Below are 17,613 nucleotides of genomic sequence, written 5' to 3'. Positions count from 1 at the left end.
ATCTGTGCCACGCCACCAAACAGAGCCACGCAGTCGCCGACGGACGAACCCTCCTCCCTCGCTTGCCGTTCATACCAAAGTAACCGCTTATCCAGGCCTGTCAGTAACCAAGATCCAGCGCATCAGTTTGATCTTGGTTAAGGTTAACGCAGACAAGCGCTCAGGCAGAGCGTACAGAAGCCAGGTAAACACTACACAATATCGCTACAGCCCCGGTGAATTGCAGGAGAGTCATCGCTTCATCAAGCCACAGATACGCGAACAATGCCCCAAATACCGGCTCACTTCCCATCAGCAATGACACTTTCGTTGGCGAAATTTTACGCACAGCATAGTTTTGTACAAAGAAAGCAAACAGTGTACAGCATGCCACCAGATAAAGAGTCATCCACCAGAAAGAGAGGTCTGCAGGTATATCTGACAGGTTAAACTCTGTCTGCATAATCAGCAGTACAAATGCCCCCAGGCCGACAATCATTGACTGAATCGCCGTCAGACTCAGGGTCGTAATCTGTTTACCGAGCGTCAGCTGTTTCGTCATGGTCACCATCAGGGCTCGCAGCAACGCCGCTGCCAGAATCAACCAGTCCCCGTGATTCAGGGTCAGGGTTAGCTGACCACTATATGTGAGTAGATAAACCCCCGTCACACTGAAAACAGAGAGCAGCAGATAGTAGCTGTCCAGCGGCTTTCGATTAACCACGACCTCCATAAACGCGGTGAGAATAACCGACAAACTAATTAAGAAAGCAGCATTGGTCGCCGTCGTTTCAGAGATACCGACGATCTCACAACAAAAGATGGCAAACAGAATACCCCCTGACGGAATGGCAACGTGCCAGTCAGCGTTGCGGTTAGCACGAAAATCCCTCACCAGAGGAACAATCAACAGAGCAAAGGTCAGCAGAACGCGGATTGCCATAAACATAAAGACACTGGAAAACAGCAGTGCACTTTTAGTGACCCCATAGCTGGAACCCCAGAAAATGGCTACCAATAACAACAGCATCTCGGTGAGCGGCAAGCGCAGCTTTCCTCTGCACCAGGCAGATGATCGGCAAGGTAAAGTCATCATTCGCCAGCCTTTTCAGTGAAAGCGATAACCACGACATCCCGGACACCGCCTGTTTCTGAGTTCATTCCACCGGTTACACCCAGGTAAACATACGCGGTGATGGTGGCTATAGCGCGAAAAGCTGAGGCGTTCTGCATGATGTTTTCCTTAAAAATATGGCCCGATAAAATGCAAATAACGGCGCATTACGTTGACACCAGGAATGATAGCCACTTATATTTCTGGAACAATAGATCTAAAAAGCAAAGGATAATTGCGATGTGAACAACAATGAACTGATTCCTCTACTCACAGAAATGGCTGTTTTTGTTGCTGTAGCAGAGGAACAAAACTTTACTAAAGCAGCGAAAAAACTGGCAATGGCGACCTCTTCCGTCAGCCGCTCAGTCAACAGACTGGAACAAAGTCTGAACATAAAACTGCTCGAACGAACCACCCGACAAGTTCGCCTGAGCGTCGCAGGAGAAGAGGTCTATCAACAATGTAAACACATGCTGGAATCGGCCAAAGCGGCCATTCAGGCCGCACAAAGCACGCAGGATGTCACCACGGGCACCCTGTCGATCGCGGCACCAAAAGCCTTCGCAAAGCAGATTTTGTCCCCGCTGGTATTCGATTTTTGTCAGCTGTATCCCGGAATCAGGGTAAATCTGAACGCAACAGACCGGTTTATTCATCCAGTCAGTGAAGACGTCGATGTGATTTTTCGACTGATTCACCAGCCATTAGAAGGACTCATAGCGAAAACATTAACCCATTCAGCATTAGTCATGTGCGCCAGCCCTGCCTATCTGGAAGGTGCGGGAATACCCACCCACCCGCATGAGTTAATTCATCATCAGTGCATTACATTAGGCGAAGAAGCCGCTGACGATCACTGGACGCTCAGCAAAGCTCAGCAGAAAATCACCATCAAAATCCATCAGAGGTTTGCTTCCAATCACAGCGAAATTCGAAAAGACGCAGCACTTCGCAATATGGGCATCACCATTTTTCCAGACTTTGCCGCGCAACAGGAGATACAATCAGGCGCATTAATACAGGTCTTACCCGACTGGCATATCTCAGGAAACTATCAGGGCCAGGTGATTCTACAATATGCACAATCCCGCTTCATCCCAAACCAGATTCGGGCTTTTGTCGATTATATGGTCACCGTATTTGGCGACCTTCACCCTGAGAAACGAAACAAATAGCGATTCTGAACAGTCCGGTTTTCGGCCCGGTCAGGATAGAGCAACAAGTTAAAACAGAACTTTTAAGCAGAAGCTTAAAAACAGAAAAGGCCGCTCTGGTGAGCGGCCTTTTTATGCCTTTCAGACATCGCTTTGCCGGATAAATAGCAGCGATAACAACCCTCTCAGGGTCTGCAACACCTCTGGGCTAACAATGGCTAATCGTCTTAGTTACGCATCAGCGCTTCAATCGAAGTGGGCTCACCATTGAGGGTAATGGCACCGTCCTGAAGAATCAATTTTGCCGTTAATCCAGAATCATCCGCAACAAATTTGTTGCTCATCGCGGCCATCATCGCGACTTCCGGAGAAAGCTCAGTCACGCTATTAGGAATGGCGACTAAGATATCCAGATCAACCTGCTGCAAAAGTTTCAACGCGGCTAACGCGCCACCGGTCTGCAGTTCAGAGATAAATTCCTCAGTGATATCTTTGGTTAACACAGTGTTAACGTGAGATTTCAGTGCACCATCATTCACGTCTGAGTGCACCCAGAGGTTTATCGCCAGGTCTTTTTTCAATAGTGCTAACACTTGCTCTCTGAGAAACTGTTCATCCATCCCAACCATACCCGGATCAACAGAGCCAGATTCGGACATTTGTTCTGCCAGCGTTTTAGAGTACTCAGTCAGCTTCGCTATCGGCATAAAGGGTGTGTCCGCAAAGCTGGTCCCGATGCTCACATTTTTCAGCGAAACATCCCTGTTTGTTCGGTTATTCAAGGCCGCGGGAAGCGTAAATTCAGTTACATTAAAGCTACCTTTGCCGCTGTACATACCATTTTTAATATCGCCATTAGAAACGAAGGAGACACCTTTAACAGAAAGGGGGTCGCCCAGCTTTGGGGATACAACCGTTATGTTATTTACGTTAAGCGCGCTATCACCCAGAAAATATTTCTTTTCGTACATCGAGCCATCCAGCGTCAGGGTTGACTCGCTGATGCGAACGTCTACCCCGGCAGTATCCAGAACGGTAATGGGTGAGAACTGTCCAATGAGTTGTATATCTGACAATGAAGCATTAGCCGTAGAATTCATGCTGCCACCATCAGATGTTATTCTGGCTCCCTGCTCAGTGATTATCTCGAACGGATTAATGTTCATCTGAGAGGTTGTGGTCCCCGTCAGACTAATATTACCTGCAATAGTGACGGGCTCTTTACCTTTAAAGGCTGCCCGGATCTGCTTATCCTGAAGCCCCATATTTTTCAGATTGCATGAATAGTCGAAACTGAGCATTTTGTGCACACCGCCACAGCTAAGTACTATTTCACCAATGGCGAGGTCTTTTTCCAGCTCAGGATTGGTAACCCATTTATATTCAGCATAGGTTGTAGAGTAGCCACGCTCATACGTCACAATGTCCATTTTTCCGTAGCGTGATTGTGAATTCAGATCAGCGACTGACCGCTTAGCTTGTGACTCGGCAACATACCCTGTTACATAAGGCAGCCCACCGGCTATCGCTGCAACGGCAACCAGACCAACAATAATACGTTTCTTCATTTTTCATCCTGGTTAAAATTTTTAGGAATAAGCTTTAGTAAATATCCATATAAACACGCAGTATTGAGACAGGCACTGTTACATGAAATCGGTAAAAATTATCTCGCTTGGAGCAGCTTAACTACTCGCCACCGCTTTACTCTGAAACAGATGGTCCGTGCACAGGAATACACTGAGAGTGCATCTGAGTAAAAAACTGGCTAACTGACTGAGTTGAAATCACTTTGAAAAAGTCCTTTTCATATGGCTCCCTGTATAGCGTCTGTGCACATCATTCAATGATAATGCCCCAGCGTAGGGCTATTTTACGGGTAAAATGCGACAAAAAGAAACCCGATTGACAATAAACCGATCATGTATGTAAATGGGGCGATTCCTGAGTACAGGGAGTCGCTTTTATCTCAGCTAAGCCGAAACACAGCTGGCGATTCATCGCCGCACTTTCGGGTAAGACAATCGAAGTTTTTCATTGCGGGACGCGCAAGCCCGCGGCCATATGACCCGAACACAATAAACTGATCGGGATCAATAAAGCATCCACAAACTCCAATCAAACTGGCAACTCTTAAAATCCGTTATACACTGGAAAGTCTGTCGATCTAATAAAGGAGCGATACGCAATGCAGCCAGTCCATCCGCAAGTACTCGTCATAACCAAGCTCCAGCAACGGGCGATGCAGCTAAAATCGCTACGGGCGCTATCCAGACAGCAGTCGCTGAACATGGCAGCCCATGAGCAGGGCTTCAATGATTATCAGCACTATCTCGACGTAGTCCGCAAGCAAGCTATCCAGAAGATGCTGAGGCAAAGCGGCCGGCCACAGATACAGTGAATATTTTTCGGGGCCTATAACGAACTCCTCTGAACCGACAGCCGATCAAACCGGCTGGCCGTTATACTTATTTCCGGCCCCTCCAGACCCGAATACAGCCAGGTTCATCTTTTACCAGCACTCTACTCAAAGCGCTATCGCGCTGAAGGTAACGATTACAGAGGTGATCGAACAACTCGCGTTAACCAAAGTCCACCAGAATATTTTGGAGATGCAGCCGAAGGCTGCGTTCGGACAAATGAAATGATCGGACTCGCGTAGCGATCGGGCTTCGATCCTCAATCCTTTAGGCTCAGTGGTCAAAAATTGCCACGGCTCTGACGAATCCAGCTGAGGCTTTCTCTATCTTGTATGGAAAGCAGGACACGATAAAGCCGTATGCAGGCAGAGATTCCAGATTGGAGAGTTTTTCCATCTGTCCATACGCAATATCCCGTCCCGCTTTATGACCTTCCCAGACGATAGCTGGATTTTTTTCTTCGCTAAACCGCTTCGCGGTAAAACTGAAAGGGGCATCCCAGCTCCAGGCATCAGTACCAACAACCCGCACCCCCTGTTCCAGTAAAAACAGGGTTGCTTCCCGTCCCATGCCAACCCCAGCATCCAAATATTCAGGCTGCCCATAGAGCATTCCGGCCCGGGTATTAACCAGAACAATATCCAGAGGCTGAAGACGATAACTGATCCGCTCCAGCTCATCCTGAATGTCCTGAGCCGTTACCACATAGCCATCAGGAAGATGGCGAAAATCCAGTTTCACCCCCGGTTGTAAACACCATTCCAGAGGCAGCTCATCGATGCCCCAGGAAGGCTTCCCACCATCGGTGGTGGAAGCATAGTGCCAGGGCGCATCCATATGGGTTCCACTATGAGTGGTCAACACCAAATCTTCAGCGGCCCAGCCCTCCTTGCCCGGCAGATCCGCTGCGGTTAATCCGGGAAACATCCCAAGTAAACTGGGTAAACCCTGCTGATGATCTTTATAATCGATTTTCGGTAGCAACGGAGGTGGATCGGTATAGGGATTGTTATTCAGGCTGACTGACAGATCCACAATCCGTCGACTGGGTGTAATTAGATTACTCATAGACACCTCCCTGAGAAACACGCTGATCAATGGCACCAAAAACCGTCTCATTACCAGCATTGAAAACTTCCATACGAATCTGATCACCGAACTGCATAAATGAAGTTGTCATACTGCCGGACTCAATCATCTCCAGTGCCCGCCTTTCAGCGATGCAGGATGAGCCTCTTCGGGAATCTTTATTGGACACGGTTCCTGAACCAACAATCGTTCCCGCCCCCAGGTTTCGGGTGTATGCCGCATGCGCAATCAGTTCGGCAAAACTGAAATCCATTTCTGCCCCGTTAGGATGACCAAACCACTGTCCATTCCAGGTCACTGACAGAGACAGACAGACCCGCCCATCCCGCCAGTATCCATCAAGCTCATCGGATGTCACCGCTACCGGAGCGAAACTGGATGAGGGCTTTGCCTGAATAAAACCAAACCCGCTGCGTATCTCTCGCTGAATAAAACTACGCAAACTGACATCATTCACAATGGAGATCAGCCTGACATGTTCCAGCGTCTGGTCCACCGGACACCCCATAGGGACATCATCGAGGAAAACAGCAAATTCGCCTTCAAAATCGATATTATGATTTTCACTCGGTAGCCGAATCGGATCATTGGCACCGATAAAGGTATCAGACGCTCCCTGATAGATCAGCGGAATCCTCTCGTCATCCTGAGGGGGTAAATTAAAAGCTTGTTGAATCAGATTCCCATGATTAAGAAACGCTGAGCCATCCAGCCACTGATAAGACCTCGGCAAAGGAGCCATCGCCGCAGCACTGTCAAACGGGAAAGCACTGCCAACCGTGCGCTCATTGAGTTGTTCATAGAGCGGCTTAAGTGCCGGAGTATAGACGTCCCAGTTCTCCAACAGCCGTTGTAAACCGGGCACTATATGCTGGATATCCAGAGCCTGGCTGAGGTCTCTGGAAACCAGCACCAACTGCCCGTCACGCTGGTCATTCTTTAGGGTTGCAAATTTCATAATAGATCCTGTTAGCCGGGGATTCAGACGACTGCTTTAGCCGTCAACTGCGACTGAGCAGTTTGTTCGACAGGGATAAACAGTGACAAAACACTTGCGATAAGCAGAGAAGCGGAAGCGGTATACAGCCAACTGCTGTAGTCTCCCGTCATATCAAACAGGCGTCCGGCAATATAAGGTCCGATCGCTCCGCCAACCAGGAAGACGGCATACACTGCACCATAGGCAATCCCATACACTTTGCGGACGAAAAGACGCCCTACAAGGAAAGAGATCAAGTCAACTTCAGAGCCAATAGCCAGACCCGTGATAATAGCCCCCAGCTTGGCATACTCAGCCCCGCCGAGGCCCAGCGTTAACAGTCCAGCGCTGGCAACCAGAAACACACCAGCGGTGATATAGGCGGCAGAGAAACGGTCAAGCAACGCACCGGTGATCAGACGTCCCACTATTACCGACACACCGATTAATGAAGCTACAGCCCCCGCCTGCGGAGGTGTCAGCCCACTATCTGTGAGCATAGAGAAGAAATGCGCTACGGTGCCCAGTACCGCCACCGCCGTTAAGAAAAAGATAATACACAGGTGATAGAAACGGGGAGTGTTGAACAAGGTCACAGCAGAATACTGTTCTTTCTCGGTGCTGATTTCAGTATCTTTGGCGCCTCTCAGCAGTAACCAGATCACTGGAATAGAGATCAGTACAACAGTTCCCAGCGCAAAATAACCGCTTCTCCATCCATGTTCCGCAATGTAAGGAGCCAACAGTTTCGGCAGCAGTATCGCCCCAGTCCCCGTACCCGTCAGAATAAGCCCCAACGCTTTACCCCGGTTTTTTTCAAAGGCCACAATCACCAGACGCGTAAAAGGCAGAGGGGTTGAGCCCGCGGTCAGCATAGACATCACTGAAATAATGATCAGATAACTGGTGAGATCAACGGTAAACAGACCAAGAGCAAAAAATGACGCCGCCAGACAAGCTAAACAGACAAACGCAACCCGGGCACTACCAAACCTGTCCACCAGCCAGCCGGTGGGTATCACCATCAAAGCAGCGCAGGAAGTCCCCACCAGAGCCCCCAGGGATGAGTCTGCTCGTGTCCAGCCAAACTCAGCGGCAATCGGTTTCATAAACAGGCCGATGGAATAAAAATAGATTGAGCTCACCCCTACGGAAATGCCAATAAAGGTGGCCAGTAATAATCGCCAGTTTTGCATGAATTCAGATGAGGATTTCATACCTCACCTCCTTTTTTAAGGATTGATCTGTTAGAAAGAGAATCCAATATAGTCGGAGTGCGGTACGTATTGCGCGACCGATAGCAGATAGGTTTCATAGTTAAATTTCCTCTTTATTTTTGTTATTTGCTGTATCAGAAGAAAATAATAGATAAACTTAATATATAAAAAAAATCATATTTTACGATATCTATCATCAACTTTTTTAGATAATTATAAAGAAGGACACACTATGCGTTTTCACCATTTGGACCTTAATTTGTTGGTTGCTCTGGACGCTATGTTAACGGAAAAGAATGTTACCAGGGCTGCAGATAAGCTTAATGTCAGTCAATCTGCCGCCAGCGGCTTACTGGCTCGCCTGAGGGAATATTTTGATGATGAGTTGCTGGTCAAAACCGGCAGGAAAATGATCGCTACACCGCTAGCGATCTCACTTGAGGAGCCGTTAAAGCGTGTATTGCTTGATATCCAGACAAATATCGTCAGTAACAAGGAATTTAACCCTGAGACATCCACACGACATTTCAGAGTGATGGCATCTGACTACGTAACCAGCGTCTTTCTGGCCCCCTTTTTTAACCATATTCAGCCTCTGGCCCCGAATATGACATTCGATATAATTCCAAACAACAACCAGTATGAAGAGTTACTTTCCAGGGGCGATATAGATTTTTTAATCCAGCCTGATGTTTATATGACCGCTAATCACCCGAAGCAGCTACTGTTCGAGGATCATTATGTCTGCGTGGTGTGGGAGAATAATCCCTGGGTCGGGAATGAAATGAGCTATGACCTCTATCTCAGTCTGGGTCACATCGTAATTAACCTGGGCGAAAACAGAGCACCCAGTTTTGAAGAGGACTACGCCCGAAAATTCGGCAATGCCAGGCTGATTGAAGTCTCTACCAGTAACTTTAATACACTGCCACATCTATTGAATGGCACCAACCGGGTAGCGATTATGCATTATCGGTTGGCCCGGATATACGCTGATACCATGCCACTTAAAATTCTTGATGTACCCGGAAAAATCCCCAATCTGAAAGAGTATATCCAGTGGAACAAAATACTCGACAGTGATCCGGCGCATCAGTGGTTGAGAATGCAGAGCGTAGCTCTGCTGATGGATGCTAAATAAAAAATGAGGAGGCCAAACCTCCTCGAAAAAGACGGTAAAGAAACCCGGGCTCTTAAATTCCTAGGGATAACAAACCGCCCTCACCTACAAAATTATCCAGCTGAACACTGATCAATCAGAAAGAATAGTTCACACCCATGGCATAACTGTTGCCAACGGACAGATCTGAGACCTTATCGTGCATATAACGTGTATACCAGATTGCATTATCCGAAAGGGTGTAATCATACCCCACTGTCAGAGTGTCCCTTTTAAGATCCGCCCCCCAGCTTCTGTCCATCGTGCTGTTGGCAAAAGAGGCTTTGGCGACTCCCGGTCCCGCAGGGACAGATATGCCAAACTGCGCCATCTTAATCTCATAGTTTTGCGCACCACCCGCACGCATACCTTCCACTTTAGAACGGCTCAGCTGACCAAAGAGTTTAAACGTTTTGAAATCATAGGATGTACCCAGTTGTCGGGTACTGTATTGCTGTGCTGTAAACACCGGAAACGCTGTAGCCAGTGTAGTCAACGCCATTGGATACGTTATCGATGCATCAGTAATCTTCTCTACCGACAGAACCGCAGCAAAAGGGTATCCGCCGACAGTGATACTTCCCCCCATCCTTTCTCCCCGGGTACTGTCTTCATCCGGCGCATATGACAAAGATAAAACAGCACCGGCCAGTTTAGGGGTAGTATAATTAATGGTGTTATCCCAGCCGCTATCGCTGCCGCCCATGCCAGTAGACATCGGCTGGGCGGGACTGCCTACATAGTTATGCATAAAACTAGGACTAAATTTAGGCGACGCGCCAAACGGGTTAAAACGAATGGTATTAATAAAGTTCAGGGTGCTGATCCGGCCCAGACGTATAGAACCAAACCCACCTTTAATCCCGGCCCATGCAGCGCGACTAAACGCTCCTTCACCATCAAGGCCACGGGTTATGTCTCCATCATCAAGTCGGAAAAAACTGGCGATTTCAGCATTCAAGGTTAACGATTCACTCAGCGGTGCATTCGCGCGTACTCCGGCATAAGATGTTGACAGCATTCCACCGTCCACTTCAAACTTAGAATCCTGACCGCTCAGTTGATGAGAGTGTACGCCAATATCAAGGTTGCCAAAGTAATCGATATTATAACTATCCTCTGCATAAGCGGTGTGACTAACACCGAAGGCAGCACCCAATATAAGCGGATATACCCTCCCTCCAATCTCTCCGGTTTTTAAATATTTTAAGCAACCCAAAAACTGGCTATCATTTATTTTTATTATCATTCGCTTAGCTCCGATATTATTATTTTTTGAAACACTCAGGCTAAAAATACTAAGTGATGGGGAACTAACCGAAAAATCGAATATCACGATATCAAGTATCAACTTTTTCAGATATGAGAGTGAAAGAAAACAACTTTTTAATGATATTAATTGACTAAAGCATAAGCTGTCGTTTTCCACCTAAACGGGGACAAACAGCCTAAGGCTTCGTTCGGAGAACTCAAAACCAGAACTTGGCACCTCCTCTGTGCAGCCGAGCATTGCAGCTTAGAAATGGGTTGAGCGAGAACTGTCTGAGGCTGTTTTTTTGGCCGCCTCTTTTCTCCAAGAAGCGCTCAGCAAGGCGGAACAGCCGGCATAGAATTATGCAATATAGAACGGTCAACAGTCGTATATCGTGATCAAGTCGCTGCTGGTACCCAAAGGGCATGCTAAAGCAGCTCCTACAGTCCCCACCCAATATTCACTTCCCAGCTAAAGTGGTCGCCCTTTACCGCTCTTAACTCCTCAGTGCTCTTAGCATGCCCTTTGGGTACTGTGGTGAATCATCTTCAGGGCAGTGTAAATTCCAATGAACTTCGACTTCATCGCTACGGAGTACCCAGAGGGCATGCCTGCCTCGCTCCCACAGAAAAACTGCCAAAGCGGACAAGCGGCCGAAGGCTGCGTTCGGACAAATGAAATGATCGGACTCGCGTAGCGATCGGACTAGCCAGGCTTCGCTTTACCCCACCCGATACTCACTCCCCAGTTCACTAATCCCCAGGCCGCTCTTTTTAATCACCCTGAGTTGCGCCGGAATGCGTTCCTTCATCGCTTCGATATGACTGATCACGCCGATCATCTTGCCGGAAGCGTTGAGGTTGTCCAGTGCGTCGAGGGCGATATCCAGGGTTTCGCTGTCCAGGGTGCCGAAGCCTTCATCCAGGAACAAGGAATCGATGCTGGTTTTATGGCTCACCAGATCGGAGAGCGCCAGTGCCAGCGCCAGACTCACCAGAAAACTTTCGCCGCCGGAGAGGGTTTTGGTATCCCGTTCGATATCCCCCTGCCAGGTGTCCAGCACACTCAGTTCTAACCCGGCATCCTGTTTGCGCTTCAGCAGGTAACGGCCATGCAGCCGCTCCAGCTGCTGGTTGGCCAGGTGCACCAGATTATCCAGCGTCAGCCCCTGAGCGAATTTACGGAATTTATCGCCTTTTTGTGAGCCAATCAGTGAGTGCAGGTATTGAATGTCATCATAATGCCCGGTGTACACACTGATCTCATCGAACAGCGCCTGCTGATCTTTGCGGCGGGTCTGGTCTGAGGTCAGTTCGTTACTGATCTCCCCCTCCCGCTTCGTCTGCTGCTCAACAGTGCTATTCAGTTCACTGATCTGCGCGTCGATATCCGCTTTGGTTTTTTTCTGATAGTCCTTCGCCAGTGGATTTTCCAGTACGTTTTTCAACGCCTGTTCGGCGTTATCCAGCAGCGCCGTGGCACGTTCAAGCTCGCTATCCAGCTGCTGTTTCTGCTCCAGAAGCGCCTTCCGTTCAGGCTCTGACAGCAGTGCCTGCTGGAATGCCGCTTCACTGTTGAACGGGCTTTCGGACAATGCGGTTAACCAACGGGTCCTGCGTTCTTCCAGTCGGGTGTCTAACGCGTTAAGTGCTTGCTGCTGGCTGTTCAGCTCTGCAAGCAGGGCTTTATGCGCACTGGATAACCGGTGGCTGCTCTCCTGCGCTGCCTTGTAGTCGGTCTCGGCAGACTGCAGTTGAATCTGACTCTCTCTGCGTGCTTCGCTAACAACCCGTTCGCCAAACATCTCACTACGCTGCAGTTTCAGTCGTTGCAGTGACAGGCTCAGTTGTTGTTGTTCCTGCTGCAGCTGGACCAGCTGTTTTTCATGATCGTCCCGCTGTTTCTGGCAGTGATGCTGCTCGATGCCGAGGCGATTCAGGTGGCTGCTGAGTTGTTCTTTCTTGCCGCTAAACGCGTCCCATTGCTGTGCATCCAGCCGCTTGGCCGCCAGCCACTGTTGCAACTTTTCGGGCTCTGGTGAGCGGTAGCCCTGTTCGGTTAACTGCGCCGCAAACGACTCACGCTGAGAGATAAGCTGGTCTGATCTTTTGGCTTTTTCCTGTTGCGCTTCCAGCAGAGTTTTAGACAGATTCGCTATCGCCTGTTCATTTAACGCCAGCCTGTTTTTAAGTTGTTCAGCATTGCGCTGGGCGTTATCCCATTGCTGTCTGGCGTCGTCTCTCTGTTTATTCAACGTTTTAAGCTGCTGAATCGCAGTTATAGATTGTTGCCGTTTTTCCTGCTCAGCGGCTTCGTACTGCTGCAGACGTTGAGTATCACTAATCGGAAAACCGAGCTTAAGAGGTGTAGCGGTTTGCTGCCACTGCTGTTCCAAACCAGACTGTTCAGTCTTAATCACGTTTAACCGTTGAGCTAACTCCTGCAGATGACGTTCAACAGAAGCCAGTGCCGTAGCGGTATCCTGCCCCTGCTCTGTTATAGCAGTCAGCTCTTGTGTTGCTTCATCTCGGTCTTTAACTGCCAGAGACAGATCAGTTACTTGACCGTCAAGTTTTGGGTGTTCCAGTGCACCACATAACGGACAGGCATCACCCGATTTCAGGTCTATGCGGAACTGAGCCAACTGTTCATCCTGAGTAACTAGTTTGCTCAAAGCGCTTACCAACTGTTTCTGTTTTGTATATCGCTCCAGAAGCTGTTCACGAGACTGTTTTAACGTCGCCTGACGGGCCTGTTCGCGCTTTTCGCTTGCCTGTTTTTCCTGCCGTTCTACTTCGAGCTGCTGCCAGCGAAGACTGAGTGGCTGCAACTCAAGCAAGCGGGTGTAATCAGTATTTAACCGCTCCCGCTGCTGCTCTAACGCATCAATATCCCCATGTTCACTGGCCGCGACAGAGGTGCTGTTGGCCTGCTGCCACACCTGCTCCAGTTTGCCCGTCTCCGTCACCGCAGTCTGATACTGTTTCTCGTCTGCGGTATGTGAGTTCTGTTGCTGCGTAAACTGTTGCTGCAGTCCGGTTTCTTTTTCGATCAACCGGTTTAAAGCGCCCTCTTCCGACAGGATCTGCCCAGCCAGCACCTGCCACTGACCCAGATACTGTTTTAACGATCCGTCGGCCCGGTGTTGCAGCAGATACTGATCAACCGTCCCGAGTGCCTGAGTCTGGTTTTTGATCTGCTCGTTGAGCGAAGTCAGCTGCTGTTGGCAGGTGTCCCTCTTCGTAACAGCCTCTTTAATCCCGTTATCTTTTTCGTTGAGCTTAGCCTGTTCAGAACTGATCGTCTGATCCAGCGGGACCACCTGTTCGTTGATCAGTCGCTCCTGCAGGTCGTGGGCCTGCCGGACCTCAGCCAATCGATCCTGTTGCTGCAGGAAGGTTTTCTCTGCGCCCTTCATCTGCTCTTTAAGAACCTGCTCGGACAGCTGTTTTTCGTTGTATGCCAGCTGACTGCTATCCAGCTGTTTCCGGTCATCCTGCATCAGGGTGTAAGACGTGCGAAGTTGCTCAGCGGGCTCGCTCTGTTGCAACCGTAACAGTTGCGGTTGCGCATGCGTGCGCTGTTCTTTGACTGAATGCAGGCGCTCTGTGTTAGCCGCTCTGTCCTGTAACGCCCTGTCATGCTGCTGCCACCAGTTAAGCTGGGCATTGGCAGCCGACAGTTTCACTTTTTGCTCTGCCTGCCGTTGCTGCAGCTGGGTTAACTCGTCCTGCAATCGCTGGGTATCCTCTGCGCTGAGCAGCTGCACCCCTTTCGCCTGCGAGTTCAGCTCGGCCAGCTTTTGCTTAGCCTCAGAAAAGTGCAGATGCACCCGCTCGGAGATCTGTCCGTAGATCTCGGTGCCTGTCAGCTCTTCGAGCAGTTCCGCCCGCTCGGCTTCCCTGGCATTGAGAAAGGCAGCAAACTCCCCCTGGGAGAGCAGCATCGATTTGGTAAAGCGGGAGAAATCCAGACCGGTGATCTGTTCAATGGTGTCATTTTTCTGCTTTACCTGAGTCGCCAGCACAGTGCCGCTGACCACTTCTGCCAGCTCCACATCCGCCTGTTGCAGGTTACCATCGGCCTTGCCCCGTGAACGGCGCATGCTCCAGTGAGCACGGTACGCTTTACCTTTCACCTCAAACTGTACTTCTGCCGAACACTCTGCCGTGCCCCGGGTCATAATCTCATTGGTGGACGCGGTGATCTGACCTAAACGGGGGGTCTGGTGATAGAGCGCCAGACAGATCGCATCAAGCAGAGTGGTTTTACCCGCCCCGGTCGGGCCGGTAATGGCAAACAGCCCGTTATCCACAAACGGGGACTGGGTGAAGTCGATCTTCCACTCTCCCCTGAGGGAGTTCAGATTCTTAAACTGGAGCGTTAAGATCTTCATATGTTCTGCTCCGGATTCTGAACCTCTGACAGAATCTGTCGAAACTGCTCTGTTATCCGGCCGAGTCGCAACTGCTCCGTTTCACTGTCAAAGTTTTCCAACTCCAGTCGCTTGGCAAACACATCTTCAGGGGTTAACTCCGCCAGGGTTTCACGTTCAATCTGCTGCAGCGTCTGTCCGGCAGTATTGCGTGAGCGCCTAAGCTGCAGCACTTCAACCGGCAGATCGTCAGTCAGCGCCTGAACCCGTTGCGGCAGGTCTGACAAGTAATCCTGCGTTTCAACCTCTATACACAACCAGACAGGCTGATCAGAGGACACCGTTTCAAACGCTTTCAAACGGGCCTCGATGGTGCTGAGATCCCCTTTTATGACACCCATCGGCTGAAAAACAGGTACATCAAGAGGCTCAACAGAAACCCGTTTACTGCCATTAAATTCAACTAGCACCACTTGTTTCGCGGTTTTAAGTTCATCAAAACTCAGCGGGATGGGTGATCCGCTATAACGAATATGCTCTGACTTAGCGACGATCTGCGGCCTGTGGATATGTCCCAGAGCGATATAGTCCGCCGGAGGAAAACCATCCGCGGCAAAGCCATCCAGAGTGCCTATATAGATATCACGCACCGAGTCCGACTGACTCACCCCCAGCGCGGTCAGATGACCAGTGGCTATAATAGGAACATCCAGCTGTTTTTCCGCTCTGAGCGTCAGCGCGGCCTGATACAACTGATGATAATGCTGCTTTATCGCCTCACCTAACGCCTGACGTTTCTCCAGACCGGACTCACCCGCGTTACTTCGAATCACATCCCGGGGGCGGATAAAAGGGATCGCACAGAGAATAGCCCCCGTTTCTCCCTGGTGGTTATTCAGTTCAATAATCTGTTCAGATTGCTGCTCAGCGCTGTCTGTAGCGTCGTTTGTAATCTCAGGCGTGACGACACTGGCAACCACATGGGTATTCAGACAGGCCACCAGCTGTTTCGATTCATTGAGGGTCGATACTGAATCATGGTTACCCCCCAAAGCCACCAGCGTACAATTCAATCGGCTGATGGCGACGATAAAGCGATTGTACATCTCCCGTGCATAACTCGGCGGTGTACCGGTATCGAATATATCACCGGCAACGATCACCGCATCGATATCATGGGCCGTGATCTGTTCCAGCAACCAGTCGAGAAAGGCCTGATGTTCAGCCTTACGGGTTTGAGTAAAAAAACTCTGGCCCAAATGCCAGTCAGAGGTATGCAGGAGCTTCATGCAGATCATCCTTAACCATCAAAAAAATAGAGGCATAGACTATCACACTGGCCACGCTCACCAGATCGGTTTTTTAGTAAAATCAATCAACCTCCGCGAGGTTTTCTGTCCGTCTAACAGGAACATTGATAGCTCATCTAGCCATTCTCAGAACACAGGTCATAGTTTTCAGTTGATCTATTGCTAAGATATCAGGGGAGGTGTGAACAAACCCGTAGAGAACCAGCGTACTTATTCATACCGTCCTCGATTCAAATAAATTACCAGGGATGATAATGAAGTCCAATCCACAGAGTCACCAATCACTGTACCGTTCTATCCGCCACCGTTATCTGCTGGGCGTTTTGATTATTGCGGTTCTCTCAACCGCTGCCTATTACACCCTGCTGTCATCTTTGTCTGATTCAGAAAGCACCGCCTACATCGTCAACCTTTCGGGTCGTCAGCGCATGCTGAGTCAGCATATCGCTCTGGATGCTCACCGTATATATGATGCCATGCTTGCCGGCAGCCCTGCATCAGATGAACTGACTTCTCAGATGAGGAGAAATATCCATGATATGGAAGCGGCAAATCATAAACTATCGTCAGGCTTACTGTCGGAAAACTGGACCGTTGATCTATCCACTCCCTGCAGGGAAATCTATTTTGGCAGGATGAATCTTTATGCCAGGGTAGACACATACCTTAACCTTGCTGCGATGCTACTGAGCAGTAGTCGTCATAAGGATGCCCAGTTATATTTTGAACAGATCAACAACTCGTCTGAACAATTGTTAACAGACCTGAATACCGCAGTTAACCAGTATCAGTTGGAGGGGGAGCAGCGCCTCAACAGACTTGAAAATCTTGAACTGCTTGTCTGGATTACTACGCTGATCGCATTGCTTTTGGAGATAGTGTTTATCTTCAGACCGATGCTCTCAATCGTCTACGCCTCACTGAAAGCCCAGACTGAAGCACTGGAAAGTCTTGAAGAGATAGTAGAATCACGCACTTTAAAGCTGGAAATCAGCAATAAAAAACTTAAAGATATCGCCACTCATGATCCGTTAACCAAGCTCAGAAACCGCCTGACCCTCGAGAGTGACATAGAATCCTTAATCGGGTTGAGTAAAACTCATCAGATTCACTTTGCCCTCTGTATGATCGATATAGATCACTTCAAGCACGTAAATGATTCCTATGGCCATCAGGCAGGTGACTACATCTTACAAGAACTGGCGCTGCTGCTGAAACAGGAAACACGGGAGTATGATCATATCTATCGGGCCGGAGGCGAAGAGTTTGTACTGGTGCTGAATAGAATTGATTTTAAAGAGGCAACCGATAAACTTGAGAGGATACGCTTGGCAATTCAGCAAAATACTTTCATATACGGTGATAACATCATCCCATTAACCATAAGCGCGGGTATCTACCACAGTAATCAGTTTGTGCTATCTAAGGTCCATGATATTTTTCGGATTGCAGATACGGCACTATATGCTGCTAAACATGCTGGCCGAAACTGTATTCGTATTGCACAGCGCGAAAACGACGATATCAGCCTAGCAAAAGAAAGCAGTACGGTTGATAACTGA

Annotated in this window: 13 protein-coding genes; 4 read left to right on the top strand and 9 right to left on the bottom strand. The window is 49.1% G+C overall.

The features are described 5' to 3' along the window. Positions 1 to 160: 160 nt before the first annotated feature. Positions 161 to 1,072, bottom strand: coding sequence for a DMT family transporter (locus KDX31_03200; GenBank protein UTW05286.1), 912 nt, complete (start codon positions 1,070 to 1,072; stop codon positions 161 to 163). Next, on the bottom strand, positions 1,072 to 1,212 hold the full coding sequence (locus KDX31_03195; protein UTW04039.1) for a hypothetical protein: 141 nt from the start codon (positions 1,210 to 1,212) through the stop codon (positions 1,072 to 1,074). The genes KDX31_03200 and KDX31_03195 overlap by 1 nt, the downstream gene beginning before the upstream one ends. 123 nt (positions 1,213 to 1,335) lie before the next feature. Here KDX31_03195 and KDX31_03190 point away from each other — a divergent pair, with 123 nt between their 5' ends. Beyond that, a complete protein-coding gene (locus tag KDX31_03190) occupies positions 1,336 to 2,271 on the top strand; it encodes a LysR family transcriptional regulator (GenBank protein ID UTW04038.1) in 936 nt (311 codons plus the stop codon). A 206-nt stretch (positions 2,272 to 2,477) separates the two neighbouring features. Here the strand turns inward: KDX31_03190 and KDX31_03185 are convergent, their stop codons facing one another. Beyond that, complete coding sequence (locus KDX31_03185; GenBank protein UTW04037.1) at positions 2,478 to 3,818, bottom strand: DUF945 family protein; 1,341 nt, start codon at positions 3,816 to 3,818, stop codon at positions 2,478 to 2,480. 620 nt (positions 3,819 to 4,438) lie between these two features. Here KDX31_03185 and KDX31_03180 point away from each other — a divergent pair. Beyond that, positions 4,439 to 4,651, top strand: coding sequence for a hypothetical protein (locus KDX31_03180; protein UTW04036.1), 213 nt, complete (start codon positions 4,439 to 4,441; stop codon positions 4,649 to 4,651). A gap of 292 nt (positions 4,652 to 4,943) precedes the next feature. Here the strand turns inward: KDX31_03180 and KDX31_03175 are convergent, their stop codons facing one another. Genes KDX31_03175 through KDX31_03165 form a run of 3 tightly spaced genes read right to left on the bottom strand, consistent with a single transcriptional unit; the run spans position 4,944 to position 7,955 of the window. Further along, positions 4,944 to 5,738 carry a cyclase family protein gene (locus KDX31_03175; protein ID UTW04035.1) on the bottom strand — a complete coding sequence of 265 codons (795 nt, stop codon included), beginning with the start codon at positions 5,736 to 5,738 and terminating at the stop codon, positions 4,944 to 4,946. Continuing rightward, the gene (locus KDX31_03170) at positions 5,731 to 6,717 is read right to left on the bottom strand and encodes a fumarylacetoacetate hydrolase family protein (protein UTW04034.1); all 987 of its coding nucleotides are present in this window, start codon (positions 6,715 to 6,717) and stop codon (positions 5,731 to 5,733) included. Before KDX31_03170 ends, KDX31_03175 begins: the two co-directional genes overlap by 8 nt. A gap of 23 nt (positions 6,718 to 6,740) precedes the next feature. After that, a complete protein-coding gene (locus KDX31_03165) occupies positions 6,741 to 7,955 on the bottom strand; it encodes an MFS transporter (protein ID UTW04033.1) in 1,215 nt (404 codons plus the stop codon). A 232-nt stretch (positions 7,956 to 8,187) separates the two neighbouring features. Here KDX31_03165 and KDX31_03160 point away from each other — a divergent pair, with 232 nt between their 5' ends. Then, positions 8,188 to 9,096: a LysR family transcriptional regulator gene (locus tag KDX31_03160; protein UTW04032.1), complete on the top strand. Its 909-nt coding sequence runs from the start codon at positions 8,188 to 8,190 to the stop codon at positions 9,094 to 9,096. A 115-nt stretch (positions 9,097 to 9,211) separates the two neighbouring features. On the opposite strand, the gene KDX31_03155 is transcribed toward KDX31_03160, so the two are convergent. From KDX31_03155 to sbcD, 3 genes are all read right to left on the bottom strand, one after another. After that, positions 9,212 to 10,273 (bottom strand): porin, encoded by a 1,062-nt coding sequence (locus KDX31_03155; GenBank protein ID UTW04031.1) that lies wholly within the window; start codon positions 10,271 to 10,273, stop codon positions 9,212 to 9,214. An 814-nt stretch (positions 10,274 to 11,087) separates the two neighbouring features. Continuing rightward, entirely contained in the window at positions 11,088 to 14,762 is a 3,675-nt protein-coding gene (locus KDX31_03150; protein UTW04030.1) for a hypothetical protein, read from the bottom strand. Next, entirely contained in the window at positions 14,759 to 16,030 is a 1,272-nt protein-coding gene (gene sbcD / locus KDX31_03145; GenBank protein ID UTW04029.1) for an exonuclease subunit SbcD, read from the bottom strand. Before sbcD ends, KDX31_03150 begins: the two co-directional genes overlap by 4 nt. Before the next feature lie 275 nt (positions 16,031 to 16,305). Between sbcD and KDX31_03140 the strand changes: the two genes are divergently transcribed. Continuing rightward, on the top strand, positions 16,306 to 17,613 hold the full coding sequence (locus KDX31_03140; protein UTW04028.1) for a diguanylate cyclase: 1,308 nt from the start codon (positions 16,306 to 16,308) through the stop codon (positions 17,611 to 17,613).

The sequence above is a fragment of the Amphritea atlantica genome (assembly GCA_024397875.1).
GTDB lineage: Bacteria > Pseudomonadota > Gammaproteobacteria > Pseudomonadales > Balneatricaceae > Amphritea > Amphritea atlantica_B.
The sequence above is the reverse complement of the archived record's forward strand: the minus strand, read 5'-3'. Positions and strand labels throughout refer to the sequence as shown.